Raw genomic sequence first — 21,192 nt, forward strand, 5'->3', positions numbered from 1 at the left:
AGCGAGAGGGGGACGCATGAGCCGGATCGAGTACAGCGCGGAGATCGCCGAGCTGCTCGGCAGGGTGCGCCGGCGTCCCACGGCGGGGTGGCCGTGGCGGCCGGGCGAGCAGGTGCCCGAGGGGCTGCCGGTGAAGCAGTCCTGGGGGTGGCTGTTCGCTCCGGACGGGCGGGTGCTGACCCTGGTCAACCCCAGGGACGGGATCTGCTCGCTCCCCGGCGGCTCGCTGGAACCGGAGGACGCCGGGGATCCGGCCTCCGCGCTGGCCCGGGAGGCGGCCGAGGAGGCCCAGGCCGTGATCGGCCGACCGTACTACCTCGGTTACCTCTACGACCGGGTCGGCTCGGCCAACGGCGGGCACGAGTGCGCGCGGGTCCGGATGGCGGCGGCGCTGCGCGCGGTCGGCCCGAGCGCGGCCGACCCGGCCTCCGGCCGGCACTACCGGCGGCTGCTGGTCGCGCCCGGACTCGCCGTCGAACTGCTCGGCTGGGGCGCGCCCGGGCTGCGCCAGGCCCGGGTGGCGGTCGCCACCGCCGCCCGCCGGCTCGGCGTGCCGGTCGCCGCGAACGAGGCGATCGAGGAGCTGCCGGTGGAGGGCTGCGTGGTCTTCCCCGGCGCCGTCTACCCGGATGCCGCGTGTCCGGACGCCGGTTACCCGGAGGCCGTCCACCCGGATGCGGTGTGCCCTAGCGAGCCTCACCCGGGCCTCACGTAGCCGGAGGAGGGGCTGCCGGGTGACGGCGCCGTCCGCCTGATCCACGGTCAGGGCTTCGAGCTGGAGTCCGCGTGCGCCGGAGTCCGCGTGCGCCGGAGTCCGCGTGTGCCGGAGCCCGCGTGCGCTGACGCCCTTGCGTGAGAAGTCGGTTCGCGCGGAGTCGGGTCGTGTCGTGCCGGTTCGTGCCGCGCTGTGCCGTGGCGAGCCCCGGCGCGACGCGACGCGTCGTACGGCGGGGTGGCCTGGCGATGGCCGTGTCGTAACGGTGTCCTGGCCGCGCCCTGACTACCAACTGACCACTCGCTGACTTTTTCACCGACCACTGTCTACGCGCGATGACCGACGCCGGTCGGCGTACACCGGCGCTGACCAGCGCCAACTCACGCCCTGTGGCCGATGGTTCACTTCTGCGTTGTCGGACTGCCCGTCAATGTCCTTGGCATGACCGCTTCCCGGTTCACCTACTGCCTGGTATCACTTCTGTGACCCATACCACACCAGGAGGTGCCATGCTCCGTCCAGCGCGCGCCATGTCCGTTGCCGCGATAGCGGCTCTGCTCACTCTGACCACGTTGTTCACCGCTTCATCCGCGAATGCGGCGAGCGTCAACTACGTCGCCCTCGGGGACTCCTACTCCGCCGGTGTCGGTGCCGGCAGCTACCTGAGCGACAGCGGCAACTGCAAGCGAAGCACCAACGCCTACCCGTACCTGTGGAAGAACGCGCACTCGCCGTCGTCCTTCTCGTTCGTCGCGTGTTCCGGCGCCAGAACCGGAGACGTCCTCAGCAACCAGATCTCCGCGCTGAGCTCCAGCACCACGCTGGTCAGCCTGTCGGTCGGCGGCAACGACGCTGGCTTCGCCGACACCATGAAGACCTGCGTGCTGGAGTCGGACAGCACCTGCCTCAGCGCCGTCAGCGCGGCCCAGAACTACGCCCGCAACACCCTGCCCGCCCAGCTGGACAAGGTGTACTCGACGATCCACACCAAGGCGCCGAACGCCCACGTGGTGGTGCTGGGTTACCCGCACCTCTACAAGATCGGCGGCAGCTGCATCCTCGGCATCAGTGACACCAAGCGCGCCGCGATCAACGGCGCCGCCGACACGCTGGACGAGGTCATCGCCAAGCGGGTCGCCAACGCCGGCTTCAGCTTCGGCGACGTGCGCAGCATCTTCACCGAGCACGAGATCTGCGGCTCGCTGACCACCTGGCTCAACAGCGCCACCCTGCCGGTCGACGAGAGCTACCACCCGAAGGCCGCCGGCCAGTCCGGTGGCTACCTCCCGGTCTTCAGCCAGTCGTAACGGCTTCGCGCCGGTAGGCCATCGCATCGGCAGGCCCGTCGCATCGGCAGGCCTGTCACAGAGGCAGGCCTGTCACATAGGTGGGACCGTCGCATCGGTAGGCCGTCGCTCCAGGGCGCCCGCCGAACCCGGCACGCGGGCCGTCGGCCCCTCTCCCCGAGCGCGGGGAGAGGGGCCGACGGCATTCGTGCGTCTCAGTCCCGGGCCGGACCGGGCCGGAGCGGTGGGAACGGGATCCCGGCGAGCGTCGGGAGCAGTTCCGCTTCCTCGTAGTCGAGGTGCGCCTCCAGCTCGGCCGACATCCGGTCCAACTCGGCCCGGAGCCGGTCCGGTTCGGTGACCTCGATCCCGGCCAGCAGTGCCACCAGCTCCTCCTTGATCCACCCGATCACCAGGTGCTGTTCGCCCAGCTGTTCCAGCACCCCGGCCAGCTCCGGGTGATTGCGCGCGAGCGCGGGGAAGATCGCGGCGTCCTCGCCGCTGTGGTGGTGCGTCAGCCCCTCGCAGAAGGCTAGGCAGTGCTGGCGCAGTTGGAGCCCGAGGCCGGTCGGGCGGCCCGCGACGTGCGAGTGCGTCTCCTCCCGGACGTGGCGCAGCTGCGCACGCAGCCAGGTGTGCGCCTCCAACAGCTTGTCGGCGAGGCTGCGCACCTCGCGCGCGGGTGTCTCGGGTCGTTCCAGGACGACCACCGGCAGTTCCCGGTCGGTGTTCGCCTGGTAGTCGCCGTACCCGGGCGCCTGCCGGACGGCGGCCGCGAACAGCCGCTCCCGGCGGGCGCCTTCGGCGGGTACGGCGATCACGTCGAACGCCTCGGATCCGAGTTCGACCCGGACCACCGGTCGGGCGAGCAGGTTGCGGTACCACTGCGGATGGTCCGGCGCCCCGGCGGCGGAGGCGACGACCAGGAGCAGTCCCTCGGCCCGGACGTACCCGAGCGGCACGGTGTGCGGCTTGCCCGACCTGGCCCCGGCGGTGGTGAGCAGCAGCAGGTCGCCGCCCTCGAACGGGCCGCCGACCCGCCCGCCGTTGGCCCGGAACTCCTCGATGACGCTCTGGTTGAACTGGTTGACATGGTTCGTGGACATGGACATAGGTGTGGGTGAAGTCTCCTACAGGGGTTGGGAGTCACGGCCACACGCGGTGCACGGGTGCGCACGCGGACACCACGGTGACCGCCTACGTCAGATCAGGGCAGCGGAGAAAGTACTCATCGCGCATCGTCCCTCGGATAAAGGTGCTCGCTCGGCTGCCGGCCGGCCCACTACTCTGTGGCCGGCGCCGCGCTGCACGCCCCCATTAGAGCCACGCGCGGACGCCCTGTCAACGAGCAAGATCGCCGCCGAAAGATCGCCGACGCGGGGCCGCCGACGCGGATTCGCCGACGCGGGATCGCCGATGAAGGGAAGTGAACGCCGTCGTGGAGCGCATCGTCGACCTCGACCACGCCGCCGAGCGGATCGCCGCCCGGGCCGTACGCTGGCGGGCCGCCGGTCTGACGGTCGGCGCGCTCACCTGGCGCGACGCCCTGGCCCCGTGGCCGCAGCCGCTGGAGACGGACCGCGCCCGCGTCACGGACCCGGACTCCGTCGGCGTCCAGGTCGTGGACCCGCTGTCCGGTGGCGAACTGCACGTGGTGCTGTTCCGTGGCGGCTGGGCCGACGTCGAGTACCTCGCCGCCGGCTGGGAGGAGCAGGACGACGCCGAGGGCGGCGTGATCCCGGCCAACGATTTCACCGGCGCCGCCGACTTCGACGAGCGCCTGCGCGGCTGGATGGCGCACGTCTTCGGCTGAGCCCGGCCGCCGGTGGACGGGAGCCCCGCGAGTGGGTGCCCCCGTCGGCGGGCTCCCTGGGGAGCCCGCCGACGGCGACGCGTCAGCGCAGGTAGTCGACCAGGCCGGCCGGCTTGAGCCCGGCCGCGTCGGCAGCGGCGAGGGCGCGCTGGAGATCGGCGGCGAGGGTGTCGGTCCAGTGCATCAGGACGACGTCGCCCGGCTGCAGCAGGCCCGGGTGCCAGATGTTGGACGCGCCCCAGCTGAAGTCCGCGTCGGCGGTGAGCACGGTGCGGATGCCGCAGTTGGCGGCGGCCTGAAGGGTGTCGGCGTTCCAGGCGAAGTACGGCGGGCGGAAGGCCACCGGTGTGGTGCCGAACTGGCGGGTCAGGGTGTCGCGGGCGTCGCAGATCTCGATCTGCTGCTGCGCCAGCGGCAGTTTGCTGAGGTCGGAGTGGGAGACGCTGTGGTCCTGGATGGAGGAGCCGGGTACGGCCGTGACGCGCCGGAAGAAGTCGGGGTCGGTGCCGGCCGGCATCGGCAGCGGGAAGGCGGTGATCGGCAGCCGGTGGTCGGCGATGACTTTCTCCGCCTCGGGGGTGCGCTGCCAGCCGTCGTCGATGGTGAAGAAGACGACCTTGTCGCTGGTGGGCACGGATCCGGCGGCCACGGCCGGGGCGGGTGCGGGGCCGTCCACCCGGACGTCGTCGACCGAGAACGGGCCCTGCTGGTACCAGCCGTGGACGTAGAGCCGGACGCTGTGCGCGTTCGGGCCGGTGGTGAACCGGGTGGTGAGCTGCTGCCAGCCGCCGCCGGTGGTCTCGGTCCAGGCCGGGGCGACGTCCCTGCCGGTGCCGGTGGCGCCCAGGTAGACGAAGGCGCCGCGGACCCAGGCCGAGGCGGTGTAGGCGGTGTTGGGCTGGACGGCCACGGTCTGCGCGCACTCGCCGGTGGAGTCGGCGGCGGCCGGCGTGACGGTGAGCGCGGAGGCGCCGGAGTGCGCGGCGGTGGTGGTGACGGCGGCTTCGGCCGGGCCGCCGGTGCAGTTCCAGCCGGGGACGGCGCCCCAGGCGGAGAGGTCGGGGGCGGGCAGTTCGAAGCCGGGGTTGGTGGCCAGGTTGACGGTCGGGCCGCTCGGGGTGTTCGGACCGCTCGGGGCGCTGGCCGGGGCGGGCCCGGGGGCGGCGGAGGCCGCCGGGGCGGCGAAGGCGGTGAGCAGCGCGACGGAGGCGGCCAGCGCGGACAAGCGCGTGGACAGGCGCGCAGACGGGCGCGCAGACGGGCACGTGGACATCGACACGAGAGGACTCCTGCGTGTGGGGGACACGCCCGTGGGGAGGGCGTGGCGGAATCGGAACCCTGGAACCGGAACCCTGGAACCGGGCCCGTGGGGCGGGCCGCTGGAACCGGGCTCGCGGGACCTGGGTGCTCCCGGAGGGGCGGGAGCGGATGGTGCGCCGCACTCGGACCGAGGAGAAACAATGGACTGGACCAATCAGCCCGTCAAGGGAACGGCCGGTGAATCGAAGCCCACCGCACCTGCCACAAAAGGGACGAGACGATCCGTCAGGGGACGTACAACTCCGCGATGTCATCGGCGTAGTACTCGGCGATCGCCGCCCGGCGCAGCTTCAGGGAGGGTGTCAGCAGCCCCTGGTCCTGGCTGAACTCGCGGGGCAGCAGCCGGAACGCGCGGATCGACTCGGCCCGCGACACCGCCGTGTTCGCCGCCGCCACCGCGCGCTGTACCTCGGTGTGCAGCTGCTCGTCCGCGAGCACCGCCCACGGGTCCAGCTGCTCCAGCCCGTGCGTCTTCAACCAGTGCGCCAGCGCCGCCGGGTCGAGCGTGATCAGCGCGGCCACGTACGGGCGGTCGTCGCCCACCACCAGGCACTGGGAGACCAGCGGATGCGCGGCCACCCGCTCCTCCAGTGCCGACGGGGCCAGGTTCTTGCCGCTGCTGGTGACGATCAGGTCCTTCTTGCGGCCGGTGATGGTCAGGTAGCCGTCCTCGTCCAGCCGGCCCAGGTCGCCCGTCCCGAACCAGCCGTCGATCAGGGACTCCGCCGTGCACTGCGGGTGGTTGAGGTAGCCGCCGAAGACCGAGCCGCCGCGCACCCAGACCTCGCCGTCGTCGGCGAGGGCCACCGACGAGCCCGGCAGCGGGTGCCCGACCGTGCCCAGCTTCTGCCGCCCGATCGGGTTGGCGGTGATCGCGGCGGACGTCTCGGTCAGCCCGTAGCCCTCGTACAGGTGCAGGCCGGCGCCGGTGAAGAAGAGGCCGAGTTCGCGGCGCAGCGCGGAGCCGCCGCACATCACGCTGCGCACCCGGCCGCCGAGTACGGCCCGCAGCCGCTGGTAGACGGTCCGCTCGTAGGCGAGGTGGCGCAGCCGCAGCTTGGGGCTGGGCCCGGGCCCGCGCCCGAACGCCTTCTGCTCCCGGGCGGCGGCCCAGTCGACGGCCACCTGCCGGGCCTGTTCGAAGAGTTCGCCGCGCCCGGCGTCCTCGGCGGCCCGCCGGGCCTGCTGGAAGATCTTCTCGAAGACGTACGGGACGACGTGCAGGAAGGTCGGCCGGAAGGACTCCATCGCGGGCAGCAGGGCGTCGGTGGAAACCTCGGGGACGTGCCCGATCCGGAAGCCGCCGCGGATCGCCGCGACCTGCACGGCCCGCCCGTAGACGTGTGCCAGCGGCAGGAACAGCAGGGTGGACGGCTGTCCGCCGCCGGTGTCGTGGAAGGCCTCCCGCCAGCCGCCGAGCAGCGCGTCGGCCTCGGCGGCCAGGTTGGCGTGGGTGATCAGGCAGCCCTTGGGGCGGCCGGTGGTGCCCGAGGTGTAGACGACCGTGGCGACGTTCCCGGCCGTGACGCCGAGCCGCTGGCGGTGGACGAGCGAGTCGGGCACGTCGCGGCCGTCCTCGGTGATCGCGGCGACGCAGTCGCGGTCCAGCTGCCAGATGCCGGTGAGGTCGGGCAGCGCGTCGCAGACCGCGCCGACCGTCATCGCGGCGTCCTCGTCCTCGACCAGGCAGGCCACCGCCTGGGTCTCGGCGAGGATCCAGCGCACCTGCTCGGCCGCCGCCGTGGGGTAGACCGGGACGGTGATCGCGCCGATCGACCAGAGCGCGTAGTCGAACAGCGTCCATTCGTAGCGGGTGCGGGACATCAGGGCGACCCGGTCGCCGTAGCGCACGCCCCGGGTGAGCAGGCCCTTGGCGAGGGCGAGCACCTCGTCGCGGAACTCCCGCGCGGTGACGCCCCGCCACTCGTCCCGGTGCCCGAACCGGTGCCCGTCCCGGTGCTCGGCGGGGTCGGCGGGGCCCGGCGGGCCGACGCGGCGGGCCAGCTGCACCAGGTCCGGTGTGCGTTCGGCGGTGTCGTACAGCGAGTCGGCGAGTCCTCCGGTGGCCTCGGGCCCGGCCACGGCGGGGGTGGTGAACTCGCGCACATTCCCCCCGTTGGCGTCTCGCGGCGGCACTGCCCGCGCCGGTGCCGGAACCGGTGTCGGCGCCGGAGGCCGTGGCGGCGGTGCCGGGCCGCGCAGGTGGAGCGAAACTATCGGATCGGCCTGTCACTGCCCAGGGTTGTGACCGTGACGCGACGAGATCGGCACCGGTCCCTGCGGAAGGTGTCGCCGCCGAGGAGGAACCGCGTGCGTTCGGTGACCGGGCAAACCGGGCGGAGGTGGATGATCCGGACGCGAGCCCGCGGTGGCCGGGATTCGATCCTGACGTGTGCGGGGCAAGCCGGGGAAGTGGACTGGTACGACCCTCGAACGAGTGGTCAGGGCGTAGTAGGCTCTCGCAGACCTGCGACCGGGGGCCTCCCGGCCAGGCCCGATCCGACGACGCACCATCCACGCCGACCAGCCCCGAAGCCGATTCCCGAAGCCCGCACCCGAACTCTTTCCGAAGCCCTTTCCCAAGCCTTTTCCGGCCGAGCCCCGCGGCTCCTCCGAACCGCTCCCCGTCCGCGCCTGGCACTTCCCGACCGAGGACTCCATGCGTCTGCGCAGCAGCTCGATCCGCGCGAAGATCATCGCGCTGCTCCTGGTGCCCATCGTCGCACTCACCGCGCTGTGGGTGTACGCGACCTTCGCCACCACCGGAGACGTCTGGGGCCAGCTGGAGATCAGCCGTACGTACAAGGAGTTCGGGACCCCGGTCGACCGGTACGCCGACGATCTGCAGAACGAGCGCCGCGCGGCCGTCCAGCGACTGGCCGTCCCGAACTCGCAGGTCGCCACGGACGCCTACGAACACGCCAAGGCCGCCACCGACCGCAGCCTCGACGTCCTGCGGCAGAAGAAGGACCACGCGGGCGGCAAGCTCTCCAGCTCCCAGCGCGGCCGCTTCCTGCAGATCATCGCCGCCGCCGACCAGATCGGACCGCTACGCGCGCAGGTCGGCCGCTCCGCGCTCAACTGGGAGTTCGCGCTGGGGCAGTACAGCGACCTGGTCAAGCCGGTGTTCGGCTTCCGGTCCGCCTACGTCGCCCGGCAGAGCGGCCAACTCCCGCGGCAGGGGACCATCCTGATCGAGCTGGTGCGCGCACGCGAGTACCTCGCGCAGGAGGACGCGGCGATGGAGGGCCTGCGCGGCGGCGCGGCCAAGCCCACCGCCGAGCAGTACCAGGTCGCCCTGGACGCCCTGCACAACCAGCAGGCCCTGTTCACCGTCTACATCGCCGAACTCGAACCCGCCGACCAGTCCGACTACATCGCCCTGCGCGGCGGCGAGGCCTGGGCCGCGCTGGCCCGCGCCGAAGCGGACTTCGTCGGCGCCGGCGGCCCCGAGCGGGTCGCCCAGGCGATCAACGGCGATTCCTGGCGGGAGACCGCCGACCGGGCGCTCGGCGACCTCACCTCGATCAACGCCCGGATCGCCAACGGGATCGGCGAGCGCGAACGGTCCGCCGCGATCGGGCTGCTCTGGCGCGGCGGCATCGCCGGTGCGATCGGTCTGGTCGCGGTCGTCCTGTCGGTGCTGATCTCCTTCCGGATCGGGCGCGGCCTCGCCCGCGAACTGATCGGACTGCGCAACGCGGCCAACGAACTGGCCGGCGCCCGGCTGCCCTCCGTCATGCTGCGGCTGCGCCGCGGCGAGGCGGTGGACGTCGCGGCCGAGGCACCCGAACTGCGCTTCGGGGCGGCCGAGATAGGCCAGGTCGGCCAGGCCTTCAACGCCGTCCAGCGGGCCGCCGTCGAGGCCGCCGTCGAGCAGGCCGAACTGCGGCGCGGCGTCTCGGCGGTGTTCGTCAACCTGGCCCGGCGCAGCCAGGTGCTGCTGCACCGCCAGCTCACCCTGCTCGACACCATGGAGCGCCGCACCGAGAACCCGACCGAGCTGGCCGACCTCTTCAAGGTCGACCACCTCACCACGCGCATGCGGCGGCACGCCGAGGGCCTGATCATCCTCGCCGGCGGCTCGCCCGGGCGCGCCTGGCGCAAGCCCGTCCGGATGGTGGACGTGGTCCGCGCGGCGGTCGGCGAGGTCGAGGACTACGCCCGGGTGATCGTCCGGCCGTTCCCCGGCACCGGCCTGCTCGGCAGCGCCGTCGCGGACGTCACCCACCTGATCGCCGAACTCGTCGAGAACGCCGCGGTGTTCTCCCCGCCGACCACCCAAGTCACCGTCCAGGGTGAGGTGGTGGCGCACGGATTCGCGCTGGAGATCGACGACCGCGGGCTCGGGCTGAGCGATCAACTCCTCGCCGAAACCAACGAACGCCTCGCTGTGGAGCAGGAGTTCGACCTCGCCGACACCGACCGGCTGGGCCTGTTCGTGGTCAGCCGGCTGGCCCGGCGGCACGGCATCCGGGTCCACCTGCGCCCGTCCCCGTACGGCGGGACGACGGCGGTCGTGCTGATCCCGCGCGAACTGCTCGCCGAGGCGCCGGACGGCCTGCCCGAACCGCCGCCCACCGGACAGCGCTCCGCCCCGGTCCGGCGTGGACAGCGCGACCTGGTCGCCGTGCCCGCGCTCGGTGGTGGCGGTGGTGGCGGCGGTACGGCGGAGGGCGCGGCTCGGGCCGCTGCCGGCTCTGCCGTCGGTGTCGGCGCCGGTGCCGGGTCTGTGGCCGGTTCCGTCGCGGGGGAGGACGAGCGGAACCGGGGCAGCGGCGGTCCCCGGCCGTCCACGCCCGAGCCGGCCCGGACACCGGGCGGGCTGCCGCGACGGGCCTCGCGGACCAAGGGCGGGCCGGTGCTGGTGCCCGCGCCGCCCAGGGACGCCGAGGACGGTGCGGGGACGGGGCGCCACCGTCGGGACGAGCCGACCACTGCCGCTCCCGTCGTCGACGGGCCCGCGGACCCGCCGTTGGTCGCAGGCCCGCGGACCGAGGGCGGGCTGCCCCGGCGGGTCCGGCAGGCGAACCTCGCGCCGCAGCTCAAGGAGCAGCTGAAGGAGCGCCTCCGGGAGCGGGCCGACCACGGGCCCGAGGACGAGGCCGCCCTCGCCGCCCGACGGACCCGGGAGGCCCAGGAGGCCGAGCGGGCGCGTGAGCGCTCGCCCGAGGAGGCGCGGGCCACCTTCGCCTCGTTCCAGCGCGGCTTCACCCGAGGGCGCGGCGCCGCCACGCCCAGGTCGGCCCCGGCGAGTGCCCGGCCCGCCGCCGTACCCGCCTGGCAGCCACCGGACCCCGCCCGGCGGGCGATCAGTCCGGCACCCGCCCCGGCGGCGCTGTCCGCGCCGCCGGACGGTGCCCGGGCACCGCTCGCCCGTCGGGTGCCGGCCGGCTCGCCCGTCCGACGGAACCCGGCAAACCCTGCACCATCGACAACACCCGTACCAACAGCACCACCTGCACCACCCGCTCCATCGGAAGGAACTGATTCATGACCACTTCGACGCAGCCGTCCGGGGACCTCAACTGGCTCCTGGACGACCTGGTGGGGCGCGTCGCGGCCCTGCGGCACGCCGTGATCCTCTCCAGCGACGGCCTGGCCACCGGAGCCTCCCGCGACCTCGACCGCGAGGACGCCGAGCACCTGGCGGCCGTCGCGGCCGGATTCCACAGCCTGGCCAAGGGCGCCGGCGGGCACTTCAAGGTCGGCGGAGTCCGCCAGACCATGGTGGAACTGGACGAGGCGTTCCTGTTCATCACGGCGGCCGGTGACGGCAGCTGCCTGGCCGTGCTGAGCGAGGCCGAGGCCGACATCGGCCAGATCGCCTACGAGATGGCGCTGCTGGTCAAGCGGGTCGGCGAGCACCTGGCCGCCGAGCCGCGCACCGAAGCCGCGCCGCCGGGGAGATGAGCGGTCCGATGGCGGATCCGAAGGCTGAGGCGGCGGGGCCGCCCGAGTCGTCTGGCTCGGGCGGCTCGGACGTGTCGGCCGGGGCGGTGGTGGAGCGGGCGGGCCAGGACGGGGCCGAGTCCGACCTGCTCCACCCGCGTGCCCCTGCCGACGACCGCTGGTTCGACGACGAGGCCGGCCCGGTCGTGCGGCTCTACTCGATGACCCGCGGCCGCACCCGGCCGGTCGAGGACGGCCTGTTCGACCTGATTTCGCTGATCACCGCCGCCGAGCCCGGGCCGAACGCGGGGGCCGTGCCCGCGCACGTCCTCGACCCGGAGCACCAGACCCTCCTCGCCTGGTGCCGCCGCGAGCCGCTGTCCGTCGCCGAACTCGGCTCCTACACCGACCTGCCGGTCAGCGTCGTCCGGGTGCTGCTCGGCGACCTCTACGACGCCGAGCTGATCAGCGTCACCCGACCCGTTCCGCTCGCCGAGCTGCCGGACGAGCGCCTGCTGCGAGACGTGATCAATGGACTCCGTGCGCTCTGACCACGACGGCCGCGCCGCTGCCGGCGGCACCTCTGCCGGTAGTGCCCCTGGTGGCGGCACCCCCGGCGGCCACGGCTCCGGCGGTCGTGCCAACGACCCGCGCTGGCGCGGCGGCCCGGCCGTCGCGGTGAAGATCCTCGTCGCGGGCGGCTTCGGCGCGGGCAAGACCACGCTGGTCGGCTCGGTGAGCGAGATCCGGCCGCTGCGCACCGAGGAGGAGCTCAGCGAACTGGGCCGCCCGGTGGACGACACCTCGGGCGTGGAGGCGAAGCGCACCACCACCGTGGCGATGGACTTCGGCCGGATCGACCTGCGGCCCGGACTCGCGCTGTACCTGTTCGGCACGCCCGGGCAGGACCGGTTCTGGTTCGTCTGGGACGAGTTGGCCCGCGGCGCGCTCGGCGCACTGGTGCTCGCGGACACCCGGCGGCTGGCCGACTGCTTCCCGTCGGTCGACTTCTTCGAGCAACGCGGCATCCCGTTCGTGGTCGCGGTGAACTGCTTCGACGGCACCGAGCGGTTCTCCCCGGACGAGGTCCGCGACGCGCTCGACCTCGACCCGGACATTCCCGTGCTGCTGTGTGACGCGCGCCTGCGGGAGGACGGGAAGGAACTCCTGGTCGCGCTCGTCGAGCACGCCGCCGCCCGTCGCCACCGCGGCACCCCGGCCCGAATCTGACGCCGCCACACCCCGGGCCGGGCGCTGCCGTGGCCCGGTCTGACGACACCGCATCCGGGTCTGACGCCTCCGCGCCCCCGGTCTGACGCCGCCGCACCATCGGTCCGGCACTGCACCCGCACAGAGGCTTCACAGAGCCTCCGAGCCTCCCGACGTCTCATTCGGTTGTCCGCATCCCGGACGTTCGGTGTGCCGAAGGTTGCCTAGACCGGCCCGGCGTGGAAGGCTCTGGGCACGAAAGCCGCCCGGCCATGCCGTCGGGAGGGCCGGAAACGTTCCGTTCACGAAGGCGCGCATCGACGACGACGCGCCGTCGTACAGAGCAAGGGGGAGGGCAGCAGGATGACCGTCGGCCAGCGACGCGCCACGACCGATCCCGCCCCCGTCACGCCGGTGCTCACCGTCCGTCGCTACATCGACCAGGCGCTGATCTGCAGCGCCTGTTGTCGGTGACCGGCCGGCCCCTTCCCGGTACGTCCCTGACGCTCCCGGCCCACCCGGCCGCCGTCTGACGCACCGCCAATCCCGTCGACCAGGCCGTAGCGGACCCGCCTCATCCGGCGTGCCCGCGACCGCCGATCCGGCCCCGCCTCGCGGAGAGACCACCAGTGAACATCGCCTGCACCAGCCCCGCCCCCGGCATCGCCGGCCGTCCCCGCTCGACCGGGGCGGCCTCCGCGATGTGCGTCGGTGGACCGGCCAGGCGGTGGAACGGGCGCGCGAACCGCGCCGGGGACAGCCACCAGGGTCGCCTCGACCTTGAGCCGTTCTGGCCGTCCCGGCAGCCGCACCTGTTCGATCAGACGTGTCCGGGCTCGCCCAGCGCGTCCCGGCCCTCCGCAGGCTGATTCCGGATCAGCCCGGCAGTACGCCCGGTCGACGCGCAGACGACTCCACCCCGTCCGTCACGCGCGAAATGAGCGGCACACCATGTCTTCTTCATCCACGGCCACCCTGCCCCTGCCCTCCGCGACCCCGCATCTGCGCGCGGTCCGCTCCGTCCCGGGCGTCGCCCCGGCCGGCTCCGGCGTCTCCGGCGCGCCGGGCTCCTCCGCCTCCCCGCTCTCGCACGGCTCGCCGGCCGCCGAGCGATGGCCCGGGGGAGCGGTCCGGTCCTCTCACGCGATCCCGTCCCGTCCGGCGGGCGCGGGCGTCGTGCCCCAGCCGGGCGCGGTCCTCCCGGCCGCGCCGGCGGCCCTGCTCGCCGCGCTGCCCGAGGGGGCGACCGTCGTCGCCGCCCTGCCGCAGGGCGCGCTGCCACAGGGTCTGCTCGCCCAGTACGGCACGCAGTTCGGCGCCGGTACCGGGAACCCGATGGTCGGGTACCTGGTGCTCGTGCCGGCCGACAGCCCGGTGGCGGCGGTGCCCGCCGGCGCGCCCCTCGGCGGGCCCTCGGGTGTACAGCACGTCGGTGTGCACGTGAGTGTGCCCGCACAGGCCGGTGTTCGCCCGGTCCGACCGGCCGGGCGCGGCATCACCGTCGACGCCGAGCGGCGCAACGCCTACGTCGACGGGCGGCTGCTCGACCTCACCTACCTGGAGTTCGAGCTGCTCGCCCACCTCACCGAGCACCCGCAGCGGGTGCACACCCGGGACCACCTGGTCTCGGCGGTCTGGGGTTACGGCCACGTCGGCGACGGCCGCACGGTCGACGTGCACGTCGCCCGGCTGCGCCGCAAGCTCGGACCGGGCTACCGCGACACGATCGTGACGGTCCGTCGGGTCGGCTACAAGTACACCCCGGCCAGCTGATCGGCCACCGAACTTCCTGCCGCGGCTGGTTGCCCGTGCCATCGCGCAACGGGTGACCCGCTGCGGCATTGTGACGTGACGTCAGGCGCGCTGATCGGGCGGCAGCAACAGGACGGCGAGCGCGTCGGCGCAGGCGCGGGCGTGGCCCAGGAACCAGTCCAGGCGGTCGTCGGTCAGGTGCGCCGGGGTCGAGCGGACGGCCAGCGCGAACCGGGCCTGCCCGGTGCCGTCCAGGACGGGCACGGCCGCCGTCCGCACCCCGGCGGCCGACTCGCCGTCGTTGAGCGCGTACCCGGAGCTCCGGACCTTCGCCAACTCCTCGTCGAGCCGAGCCGGTTCGGTGATCGTCCGGTCGGTGAACGACGGCAGCGGGCCGAGTGCCGACACCGCCGGCTCCCCCGGGCGCGGCCAGGCCAGCAGTACCTTGCCGAGCGCCGTGGAGTGCAGCGGCCGGCGCAGCCCGAGGCCGGTGTCCGGGCGGACGGAGGCCCCCACCAGGATGACCGCGTGCGGACCGCTGCGGATCGCGAGGTCCGCGGTCGCACCGGTGCGTCGGGACAGCCGGTCCAACTCGGGTGCGGCCAGGTGCAGTCCGCGCTGGTGGAAGGTGAGTTGGCCGAGTTCGGCGACCGCCGGGCCGAGCCGGTAGCGCGCGGTCTGCTCGTCCTGCTCCAGGAAGCCGGCGCTGACCAGCGTCCGGGCCAGCCGGTGCGCGGTGGAGACCGAGAGGTCCATCCGGCGGGCCAGGTCGGAGGCGCTCAGGTCGGGGCCGTTGTCGTGGAAGCAGTGCAGCAGCCCCAGCGCACGCTGGACGGCCTGCGCACCGGCCGGCGGGCCCTGGACGGCGGTGGCGGCCTCGGCCATGGCACCTCGCGTTTCGGTTCGGGAATCCGGCTGGATCACCGGGAGGAGTCTCAGCGTAGGGCAGCGAGTGCTGCGGGATTGTGTCGACGACGTTGCAATGGAATGGCGTTGATGAACAAGTGATCCCACCATGTGGCAAAACCTTGCCTCCGGCTCGATCGTCATGGAACGCTCCTCACATCGTGCCGGACGCCCGCCGTCCGGCGCACCACCCGCAACCTCGACCCGCAGGAAGGAGCGACGCCGTGACGATCCACCGGTTCCTCGCCTCCTGCGCGTGTTGTCGCTGACGCTCCCCTCGCGTCGCACCGTCCGGCGTTCCCCGCCTCGCGCGACCCACCGCCCCGCCCGACTCGCCACCTCGTGCAACTCCCCGACGCCCCGGGCCCCGTGACCCGCGCGGCGTGCCCAGACCCGCAGCCTTCCGGCGCCCGCCGAACCCGCCCCCTCCGCAGAGGACCACACCCCGTGCCCAGCCCTTCCCCCAGTGCCCCCGACACCCTCTGGTTCACCCGCTGCCCGGTGCCCACCGCCACCGGGATCGCCGCCGACCAGGGGTGGCTCGCCCGCGAGTTCGCCGCCGACGGGATCGCCGTCCGCTCGCTCCAGGACGCCCCGCCGGAGGTGGCCGCCGACCACCACTACACCCACGCGCTCACCGGACTGTTCCGCGAGGGCGGCAACGTCCCGGCGCTGTGGGCCCGTTCGCGCGGCGAGCGGACCCGGCTGGTCGGCCTCACCTGGATCGAGGAGCGCCAGGTGGTCCTGGTCCGGGCCGGCAGCGGCGTCACCGGCCCCGGCGACCTGCGCGGGTTGCGGCTGGCGGTCCCACATCATGACATCGGCATCGACTTCTGGCGGGCGATGGCCCTGGCCGGCTTCCGCGGCGCCCTCGGCCTCGCCGGGCTCACGCTGGACGACGCCGAGCTGGTCGACGTCCCGGGCCTGCCCGGCGGCGGGCAGTGGGCCGGCGAGCTGGCCGCGCTGCGGGACGGTGTGGTGGACGCCGTGTACGTGAAGGGGGCGCTCGCCGTCGAGGCGGCCCGCCGGGTCGGGGCGGAGGTGGCCGTGGAGCTGGACGCGGCGCCGGACCGCCGGGCCCGGGTCAACAACGGGACGCCCCGGCCGGTCACCGTCCACCAGCAACTGCTGGACGAGCAGCCGGAGCTGGTCGCCCGCTTCCTCGCCGTTCTGCTGGAGGCCGCCGACTGGGCGGCCGAGCACCCGGCGGAGGTGGTGCGGATCCTGCGGGCCGAGACCGGTGCGGGCGCCGAGGGCGTGGCCGGGGCGTACGCACCGGGCAGCCACCGCACCCTGCACCTGGACCTCTCGGCGGAGCGCCTGGAGCTGCTGGCGCAGCAGGAACGTTTCCTCGGGGACCGGGGATTCCTCGCCTCCCCGGTCGACATCCCCGGCTGGGCCGACCCGGAACCCCTGCGCGCCGCCCACGAGCTGCTGCGCGAACGGCGCCGCGCCGCGGTGGGCGGCTGAGCGCCGCCCGGCCGCCGGCTGACAGATCACAACTAACAGATTTCAGCAGACAGATTTCAGATAACAGATTTCGAAAGTTGTCACTTGTCAGCTGTCCTTCGTTTGGAGACCCCGTGAAGACCCCCCGCCTCGCCCTCGCCGCCACCGCGCTGCTCGCCTCCACCGCACTGGCCGCCTGCGGCTCGTCCGCCGACGGGGCCAAGGCCTCCGCCGACGGCGGGGCCGGCGGCAAGGCCGACGTGGTGCTCCGCCTGCCCGACCCCGGAAACAACGGCTTCCTCGCCCGCGGCAAGAAGGACGGCTCGCTGGACAAGGCGCTGGCCGCCGTCCACGCCAAGGTCGCCTGGACCGGCAGCGCGGGCCCGTTCGCCCCGGCCGCGCAGGCCCTGTCCGCCGACCAACTGGACGTCGCCCTGGGCTCGATCACCTCGGCCGTCGCCGCGCTCGCCCAGAAGCCCGGCTTCAAGCTGTTCGCCCAGACCGCGCCCGACGGCGTCGGCGAAGGGATCCTGGTGAAGAACGACTCGCCCATCAAGTCCGTCCAGGACCTGGTCGGCCGCAAGGTCGCCGTCTCCCAGGGCGGCACCAGCGAGTACCTGCTGCTCAAGGCGCTGGAGAAGAACGGCGTCCCGGCCGACAAGGTCGAACGGGTCTACCTGCGCGCCGACCAGACGGCTGGCGTCTTCAACTCCGGCCAGGTGGACGCCTGGGCGACCTGGAACACCTTCTCCACGCCCACCATCGCCAACGCCGGGGCGCACTTCCTGGCCAACGGCAAGGAGGTCGGCTCCGACAACTATGCCGTCTGGGCCGTCCGCAACGGCTTCGCCGACAAGCACCCCGAGGTGGTCAAGGCCTTCTACACCTACCTGCGCGAGAACGGCCTCAAGGAGAAGGCGGACCCGGCCGCCTACCTCAACGTCTTCACCGACTCCGGCCCGACCGCCGTCACCCCCGCCGAGAAGGACATCGCGGTGAACGTCAGTGGGCAGGGCGCCGCCGCGGAGGCCATCTCCGACGCCGACACCGCCCGCTTCGGCACCGTCGCCCGGTTCTTCGCCGACCAGAAGGTCACCAAGCAACTCGTGGACGTCAAGCCGTACCTGATCGACATCAACAAGCTCGGGGACGGTGCCAAGTGACCACCGCCGCCCCCGAACGCACCACCGACGAGACCCGTCTCGCCCTCGACGCCGGACTCGTCACCCCGCACACCAGGCGGCAGCGGCCCCGCCCGCGCGCCCTCGCCGTGATCCTGCGCACCCTGGGCCCGCTCGCCCTGCTCGGCGGCTGGGCGCTCGCCTCCGCCACCGGCGCCCTCACCCAGGACGTCCTCGCCTCACCCGCCCAGGTCGCCGAAGCCGTCGGCGAGTTGTGGGGCAACGGCCAGCTCACCGATGCCCTCGGGGTCTCCCTCACCCGGGCCGGCCTCGGCCTGCTCGTCGGCGCGACCACCGGTCTGGTGCTCGGCGTGGTCACCGGCTTCACCCGGCTCGGCGAGGAACTGCTCGACTCCGCGATCCAGGTGCTGCGCACCGTCCCGTTCCTGGCGCTGGTCCCGCTGTTCATGGTGTGGTTCGGCATCACCGAGACCGCGAAGGTCGCCCTGATCGGCGTCGCCACCAGCTTCCCGATGTACGTGTCCGCCTCCGGCGGCGTCCGCAACACCGACCGCAAGCTGGTCGAGGCGATGCGCAGCTTCGGGCTCGGCCGCTGGGCCATCGTGCGCACCGTCGTCCTGCCGGGCGCGCTGCCCGCCCTGCTGTCCGGTCTGCGGCTGTCGATGACGCTCAGCGTGATCGCCCTGATCGCCGCCGAGGAGATCAACTCCACCGAGGGGATCGGGTACTTGATGGCCCAGGCCCAGAACTACTCGCGCACCGACATCCTCGCCGTCTGCATCCTGATCTACGGGCTGCTCGGCCTCACCGCCGACGCGGTCGTCCGGGTCCTGGAACGCCTCCTGATGCCGTGGCGCCAGGCCGTCCAGGGAGCAGCCCGATGAGCACCGCCACTTCCGCCACTTCCGTGCCTGCGACCGCCGTGCCTGCGACCGCCGCTCCGGCCGTCCATCTGCGGGGCCTGCGCCGGGTGTTCGGCACCCGGGCCGTCCTCGACGGTGTCGATCTCTCCATCGCCCGGGGCGAGTTCGTCGCCCTGCTGGGCGCCAGCGGCACCGGCAAGACCACCCTCCTGCGCATCCTCGGCGCGCTCGACCGGGCCGACGAGGGCGCCGTGCTCGTCCCGCCGGTGCGTACGGTGGTCTTCCAGGAGCCCCGACTCGTCCCGTCCAAGCGGGTGTTGGCCAACGTCACGGTCGGTCTGCCGCGCGGCGCCGCCACCAGGGAGACCGGACTCAAGGCGCTCGCCGAGGTCGGCCTGGACAAGCACGCCGACGCCTGGCCGGCCACCCTCTCGGGCGGCGAGGCGCAGCGCGTCGCTCTCGCCCGGGCCCTCGTCCGCGAACCCCAACTGCTGTTGCTCGACGAGCCGTTCGCCGCACTGGACGCGCTCACCCGACTGCGCATGCAGGACCTGGTCGGCGACCTCGTCCGCCGCCACCGCCCCGCCGTGCTGCTGGTCACCCACGACGTGGAGGAGGCCGTCCGGCTCGCCGACCGCGTCGCCGTCCTGCGTGACGGCCTGCTCGTCCGCGACGAACCGGTCGCCGTCGACCACCCCCGCGACCCCGCCGACCCGGCCTTCGCCGACCTGCGCCGCCGACTGCTGGCCGACCTCGGCGTCCACTGACCCGTAAACGGCCCCACCGAACCGTCCTCAAGACCGCCCGCCCGCACCACCGGAGTTGAACAGATGACCGTGACCCTCGGCGTCCACGCCAGCAACCCCTCGCTCTACTACCTCGCCCGACTGCCCTACCTGGACGAGGAACTGGCCCCGCTCGGCGAGACCGGCGCCTTCCACCACTACGCCGACGGCACCCGCACCGGTGCGCTGCTCGCCGACGGCACCATCGACTTCGGCGGGACGGGCTCGACCCCGCCGGTCACCGCCCAGGCGGCCGGCCATGACCTGGTGTACGCGGCGGTCTCCGCACCCCGGCCCGACCACGGCGCCCTGCTGGTGCTGGACGGCGGCCCGGTCCAGGCGGTGGCGGACCTCAAGGGCGGCACCGTCGTGCTGGGCATCGGATCCTGGCAGACCCATCTGCTCGCCAAGGCCCTGCACGCGCAGGGGCTTTCGTACGCCGAGGACGTCACCCCGGTGCGCCCGGCGGCCGGCGAGGACCAGGCTCAGCGGCTGCGCGACGGCGAGATCGCGGGGTGGATCGCCCAGGGCGCCGAACTGGCCGCCGCCCGCCGGAGCGGGGGCTTTCGGGAGCTGATCCGCACCGGCGACGTCATCACCGACCGCTCGGTGTTCTTCACCCGCCGGGACTTCGCGACCGAGCGCCCCGAGGTGGTCGCCGCGATCGCCGCCGCGCTGCGCCGGGCGGACGCCTGGGTGGCCGCCCACCCGGCCGAGGCGGCCGCGATCGCGGCGGAGCAGTTGGGCGGCTCGGCCGTCGACTGGCAGACGGCGCTGGCCGCACTGCCGTGGCAACTGGAGCCCGCCACCGCCGGGTTCATCGCCGAGCAGCAGGAGGCCGCGGACATCTTCCACGGGGTCGGGTTCATCGACCGGGCGCTGACCGTCGCCGACGCCCATCTGCCCGCGCTGGAGGCCCCGGTGGCCGCCGCGCTCGCCAAGGCGGTCTGAACCGTGGCCTCCGAAGTCCTCTGGTACATCATCCCGCGCGAGGGCCACTACCCGTGGGAGCCGGCCGGCCGCCGCCCGGTGGATCTCCGCTACCTGCAGCAACTGGCGGGAAGCGTCGAGCGGTTGGGCTACACCGGCGCCCTGCTCGCGACCGACCTCTACGATGTGTGGACGCTCGGCAGTGCGCTCGCGGCCGCCACCACCCCGGCGTTCAAGCCGCTGCTGGCCGTCCACCCGGGGCTGGTCTCGCCCACCCTGCTGGCAAAGATGGCGCTCAGCTTCGACCGGATGCACGGCGGCCGACTGCGGTTCAACGTGGTCAACGGCTCGACCGCGCAACTGCGCGAGTACGGACTGGACGTCGAGCACGACGACCGCTACCGGCTCAGCGCCGAGTACTGGTCGATCGTCAATCGCCTGACCGCCGGCGAAGTCTTCGACCACAAGGGCGAGTTCTACGAACTGAAGAACGCGGGCGCGAGCCTGCGGGAGCTGGCGCCGGTCCAGCCCGGTGGCATCCCGCTCTGGTTCGGCGGCAGTTCGGCGGCCGGCATCGAGATGGCGGCCGAGCACGTGGACGTCTACCTGACCTGGGGCGAGCCGCCGCACCTGCTCAAGGAGAAGCTGGACCTGGTCCGGGCGCGGGCCGCCGCCCACGGCCGGACCCTGCGGATCGGGCTGCGGCTGCACCTGATCGTCCGCGACACCGAGGACGAGGCCTGGGCGGCCGCCGACCGCCTGCTCGACGTCACCAGCGAGGCCACGTACGCCCGCCAACTGGGCGGCGCGAAGGGTGAGGACGGGGTCGGCTGGCAGCGGCAGTTCCGCCAGCACGGCGGCAAGGTGCCCGCGCGGGCCCGGGAGTTGGAGGCCTACCCGAACCTCTGGCCGGGAATGAGCCTGTTCCGCCCCGGCCCCGGTACGGCGGTGGTCGGCTCTACGGCCCAGGTGGTCGAGCGGTTGCAGGAGTTCGAGTCGCTGGGCGTCGACACCTTCATCCTCTCCGGTAACCCCCTGCTGGAGGAGGCCCACCGGGTTGCAGAAACGGTACTGCCCGCCCTGGGCATCCGCCGCTGACGGCTGACGGCTGACGGCTGACGGCTGACAGG

The 21,192-nt window shown here is 73.4% G+C and carries 18 protein-coding genes; 14 read left to right on the forward strand and 4 right to left on the reverse strand.

The annotated features are described in order from the left end of the window. The first annotated feature begins 16 nt into the window (after positions 1 to 16). Together A6F73_RS42575 and A6F73_RS25845 are read left to right on the forward strand one after the other, a co-directional pair. Positions 17 to 715: a hypothetical protein gene (locus A6F73_RS42575; protein WP_063349977.1), complete on the forward strand. Its 699-nt coding sequence runs from the start codon at positions 17 to 19 to the stop codon at positions 713 to 715. A gap of 530 nt (positions 716 to 1,245) precedes the next feature. Next, positions 1,246 to 2,022 carry an SGNH/GDSL hydrolase family protein gene (locus A6F73_RS25845; RefSeq protein WP_107452956.1) on the forward strand — a complete coding sequence of 259 codons (777 nt, stop codon included), beginning with the start codon at positions 1,246 to 1,248 and terminating at the stop codon, positions 2,020 to 2,022. A gap of 194 nt (positions 2,023 to 2,216) precedes the next feature. On the opposite strand, the gene A6F73_RS25850 is transcribed toward A6F73_RS25845, so the two are convergent. Further along, entirely contained in the window at positions 2,217 to 3,113 is an 897-nt protein-coding gene (locus tag A6F73_RS25850) for a nitroreductase/quinone reductase family protein (protein WP_208869119.1), read from the reverse strand. A 314-nt stretch (positions 3,114 to 3,427) separates the two neighbouring features. Here A6F73_RS25850 and A6F73_RS25855 point away from each other — a divergent pair, with 314 nt between their 5' ends. Then, positions 3,428 to 3,814 carry a hypothetical protein gene (locus tag A6F73_RS25855; protein WP_244293498.1) on the forward strand — a complete coding sequence of 129 codons (387 nt, stop codon included), beginning with the start codon at positions 3,428 to 3,430 and terminating at the stop codon, positions 3,812 to 3,814. A gap of 82 nt (positions 3,815 to 3,896) precedes the next feature. Here A6F73_RS25855 and A6F73_RS25860 read toward each other — a convergent pair whose 3' ends face one another. Next, a complete protein-coding gene (locus A6F73_RS25860) occupies positions 3,897 to 5,039 on the reverse strand; it encodes a polysaccharide deacetylase family protein (protein ID WP_063349980.1) in 1,143 nt (380 codons plus the stop codon). A gap of 320 nt (positions 5,040 to 5,359) precedes the next feature. Next, on the reverse strand, positions 5,360 to 7,240 hold the full coding sequence (locus tag A6F73_RS25865) for an AMP-dependent synthetase/ligase (protein WP_063349981.1): 1,881 nt from the start codon (positions 7,238 to 7,240) through the stop codon (positions 5,360 to 5,362). 553 nt (positions 7,241 to 7,793) lie between these two features. On the opposite strand from A6F73_RS25865, the gene A6F73_RS25870 reads away from it, so the two are divergent. The 5 genes from A6F73_RS25870 to A6F73_RS25890 all read left to right on the forward strand — a co-directional run bounded on the left by A6F73_RS25870 (position 7,794) and on the right by A6F73_RS25890 (position 14,008). Then, the gene (locus A6F73_RS25870; protein WP_063349982.1) at positions 7,794 to 10,631 is read left to right on the forward strand and encodes a nitrate- and nitrite sensing domain-containing protein; all 2,838 of its coding nucleotides are present in this window, start codon (positions 7,794 to 7,796) and stop codon (positions 10,629 to 10,631) included. Beyond that, complete coding sequence (locus A6F73_RS25875) at positions 10,628 to 11,047, forward strand: roadblock/LC7 domain-containing protein (protein ID WP_063349983.1); 420 nt, start codon at positions 10,628 to 10,630, stop codon at positions 11,045 to 11,047. The genes A6F73_RS25870 and A6F73_RS25875 overlap by 4 nt, the downstream gene beginning before the upstream one ends. Before the next feature lie 8 nt (positions 11,048 to 11,055). Next, a complete protein-coding gene (locus A6F73_RS44420; RefSeq protein ID WP_079136006.1) occupies positions 11,056 to 11,577 on the forward strand; it encodes a DUF742 domain-containing protein in 522 nt (173 codons plus the stop codon). A gap of 127 nt (positions 11,578 to 11,704) precedes the next feature. Next, the gene (locus tag A6F73_RS25885) at positions 11,705 to 12,256 is read left to right on the forward strand and encodes an ATP/GTP-binding protein (RefSeq protein WP_063351534.1); all 552 of its coding nucleotides are present in this window, start codon (positions 11,705 to 11,707) and stop codon (positions 12,254 to 12,256) included. Between the two features lie 1,155 nt (positions 12,257 to 13,411). Then, positions 13,412 to 14,008, forward strand: a complete 597-nt coding sequence (locus A6F73_RS25890; protein ID WP_244293707.1) for a winged helix-turn-helix domain-containing protein — start codon at positions 13,412 to 13,414, stop codon at positions 14,006 to 14,008. An 81-nt stretch (positions 14,009 to 14,089) separates the two neighbouring features. Here the strand turns inward: A6F73_RS25890 and A6F73_RS25895 are convergent, their stop codons facing one another. Beyond that, on the reverse strand, positions 14,090 to 14,872 hold the full coding sequence (locus tag A6F73_RS25895) for an IclR family transcriptional regulator (RefSeq protein WP_063349984.1): 783 nt from the start codon (positions 14,870 to 14,872) through the stop codon (positions 14,090 to 14,092). Between the two features lie 468 nt (positions 14,873 to 15,340). On the opposite strand from A6F73_RS25895, the gene A6F73_RS25900 reads away from it, so the two are divergent. From A6F73_RS25900 to A6F73_RS25925, 6 genes are all read left to right on the forward strand, one after another. Beyond that, the gene (locus tag A6F73_RS25900) at positions 15,341 to 16,363 is read left to right on the forward strand and encodes an ABC transporter substrate-binding protein (protein WP_063349985.1); all 1,023 of its coding nucleotides are present in this window, start codon (positions 15,341 to 15,343) and stop codon (positions 16,361 to 16,363) included. Between the two features lie 113 nt (positions 16,364 to 16,476). Then, on the forward strand, positions 16,477 to 17,505 hold the full coding sequence (locus A6F73_RS25905) for an NrtA/SsuA/CpmA family ABC transporter substrate-binding protein (protein ID WP_063349986.1): 1,029 nt from the start codon (positions 16,477 to 16,479) through the stop codon (positions 17,503 to 17,505). Then, positions 17,502 to 18,368, forward strand: coding sequence for an ABC transporter permease (locus A6F73_RS25910; protein WP_063349987.1), 867 nt, complete (start codon positions 17,502 to 17,504; stop codon positions 18,366 to 18,368). The genes A6F73_RS25905 and A6F73_RS25910 overlap by 4 nt, the downstream gene beginning before the upstream one ends. Continuing rightward, the gene (locus A6F73_RS25915; protein WP_079136009.1) at positions 18,365 to 19,114 is read left to right on the forward strand and encodes an ABC transporter ATP-binding protein; all 750 of its coding nucleotides are present in this window, start codon (positions 18,365 to 18,367) and stop codon (positions 19,112 to 19,114) included. The genes A6F73_RS25910 and A6F73_RS25915 overlap by 4 nt, the downstream gene beginning before the upstream one ends. A gap of 63 nt (positions 19,115 to 19,177) precedes the next feature. Continuing rightward, positions 19,178 to 20,083, forward strand: coding sequence for an ABC transporter substrate-binding protein (locus tag A6F73_RS25920; protein WP_063349988.1), 906 nt, complete (start codon positions 19,178 to 19,180; stop codon positions 20,081 to 20,083). A 3-nt stretch (positions 20,084 to 20,086) separates the two neighbouring features. Continuing rightward, on the forward strand, positions 20,087 to 21,160 hold the full coding sequence (locus A6F73_RS25925; RefSeq protein WP_063349989.1) for an LLM class flavin-dependent oxidoreductase: 1,074 nt from the start codon (positions 20,087 to 20,089) through the stop codon (positions 21,158 to 21,160). Positions 21,161 to 21,192: the final 32 nt, after the last annotated feature.

Origin of the sequence: Streptomyces sp. MJM8645 (assembly GCF_001625365.1) — a bacterium.
GTDB lineage: Bacteria > Actinomycetota > Actinomycetes > Streptomycetales > Streptomycetaceae > Kitasatospora.